We start from the raw sequence: 2,060 nt of genomic DNA, 5'->3' as shown, positions 1-2,060 counted from the left end.
AACGCCGGTCTGGGTTTCACAATTTGCAGGGGGTTACGTGAATTGCGCACGTACCAGTTTCCCCTGGACCTGGTCCGCGAGCGGTCCCCCGAGCGTCCCGTCGCCCTCGTGCGGCCGCGTTCGGTTTCCGTAGCGGCGCGCTGGTTCCAGGACAATCTGAACGCTGACGTCTTCTATGCGGTGAAGGCCAATCCCTCGCCCTGGGTCATCGAGACCCTGGTCGAGGCGGGGGTCACCGGTTTCGACGTCGCCTCGCTGGCCGAGATCGAACTGGTTCGTTCGGTCAGCGCCGACGCGCGCCTGGCCTTCATGCATCCGGTCAAGAGCCGGGGGGCCATCACCCGCGCCTATTTCGACCATGGCGTCCGCACCTTCGCGCTGGACAGCCATGACGAGCTGGTCAAGATTCTCGACGCCACCGGCGATGCGCGCGATCTGAACCTGCTGGTGCGCATGACCGTCTCGGCCGACGGCGCGGCCTACTCGTTGTCTGGCAAGTTCGGCGTGTCGGTCGACCAGGCCCCGTCCCTGCTGCTGGCCACCCGCCAGGCGGTTGTGGACGGTCTGATGGGCGTCTGCTTCCACGTCGGTTCGCAGTGCATGCGACCGTCCGCATACGAAGCGGCGATGGCCCAGGTCGGCCGTGCGATCTCCAGGGCGGGCGTCTTCGTGGACATCGTCGATGTCGGCGGCGGCTTTCCATCCGTGTACCCGGGCATGGTCCCGCCGGACATGGGTGAATACGCCGACGCCATCCATCGCGGCTTCAACGAGATGCCGGTGCCGGAGACCACGGAACTGTGGTGCGAACCCGGCCGGGCGCTGGTGGCCGAGTCGTCGTCGGTGCTGTGCCGGGTGGATTTGCGCAAGGGCGACGCCCTGTATCTGAACGACGGCTCCTACGGCTCGCTGTTCGACGCCACCCATTCGCGCTGGCCCTTCCCGACCAAGCTGGTCCGGCCAGATTCCATTCAAGGGGGCGCGGCCTCGGCCGAGCTGAAGCCGTTCCGCTTCTACGGCCCGACCTGCGACAGCATCGACCACATGCCGGGCCCGTTCTGGCTGCCGGCCGATGTGCAGGAGGGCGACTTCATCGAGATCGGCATGCTGGGCGCCTATGGCGTGGCCATGTCGACCGGCTTCAACGGCTATGGCGAACACGATCTCGCCGCGGTCGAGGACGCCCCGATGGCCTCGCTGTACGGCCTCGCGCCCCGCTCGATCCCGACCGTGCGCACCACGGCCGAGGAGCAGGCCCGCAAGGTGGTTCGCCTGTCGCGGCCCAAGGGCAGGGCCGGCCAGCGCAAGCAGCGGCGGCGGTGATCGTCGTGAGGCGTGATCCGTGAGGCGTGATTGGAAGGAGTGAGCGTGGAGACCCACCGCGATCTTGATGTCTGGAAATTGTCTCTGGACTGGGTTGAGGTGGTCTATCGGTGCTCGACCTCGTGGCCTTCCGATGAACGGTTTGGCCTAACCAGTCAGGTGCGTCGTTCTGCTGTCAGTGTGGCGGCGAACATCGCGGAGGGCGCGGGCTGAAAGGGAACGGGAGAGTTCATCCAATTCATCGGCATAGCTCGAGGATCGCTCGCTGAAGCGGAAACCCATCTCCTCATCGCCGGACGCCTTGGCTATCTGACAACCGACCAACTCGCGCCATTGCTTGCAGACATGGAGCGGATCGGACGCATGCTCTCGGTTCTCACAACCAGACTTAGGCAACGTTAGCAACGCTGAACGCATTTCATAACTCACGTTTCACGATTCACGAGTCACGCCATGAACGCACCCGTCCAGACCAACCAGAAGGCCCGGCTGCTCCAGAACACGGTGGAGCACGTCGACATCACCAGTTTCGACGCCCGGCCGATCATCGACGCCATGCGCAAGATGTCGTTCTCCAGCCGCGACACGGCCCGGGCCGCCGACATCTTCAACATGGCGCTGGAGGACAAGGACTGTTCACCGTGGCTGATCCTGGCCGGCTCGACCTCGGCCGGCGGCTGCATGCACGTCTACCGCGACATGGTGAAGTTCGGCATGGTCGACGCCGTGGTCGCCAC

2 protein-coding genes and 1 pseudogene are annotated in these 2,060 nt (G+C 65.1%); all 3 read left to right on the top strand.

Going from position 1 to position 2,060, the window contains the following annotated elements; all coding sequences use genetic code 11:
- The first annotated feature begins 42 nt into the window (after positions 1 to 42).
- Positions 43 to 1,323, top strand: coding sequence for a type III PLP-dependent enzyme (locus Q0588_RS12970; protein ID WP_298746828.1), 1,281 nt, complete (start codon positions 43 to 45; stop codon positions 1,321 to 1,323).
- A 39-nt stretch (positions 1,324 to 1,362) separates the two neighbouring features.
- Positions 1,363 to 1,725, top strand: a pseudogene (locus Q0588_RS16055) (four helix bundle protein).
- 51 nt (positions 1,726 to 1,776) lie between these two features.
- A partial coding sequence (locus Q0588_RS12965; protein ID WP_298746825.1) for a deoxyhypusine synthase family protein occupies positions 1,777 to 2,060 on the top strand: 284 nt, incomplete at its 3' end.

Source organism: uncultured Brevundimonas sp., from assembly GCF_937870815.1.
Lineage (GTDB): Bacteria > Pseudomonadota > Alphaproteobacteria > Caulobacterales > Caulobacteraceae > Brevundimonas.
This window is presented reverse-complemented; position numbering and strand designations above follow the sequence as displayed.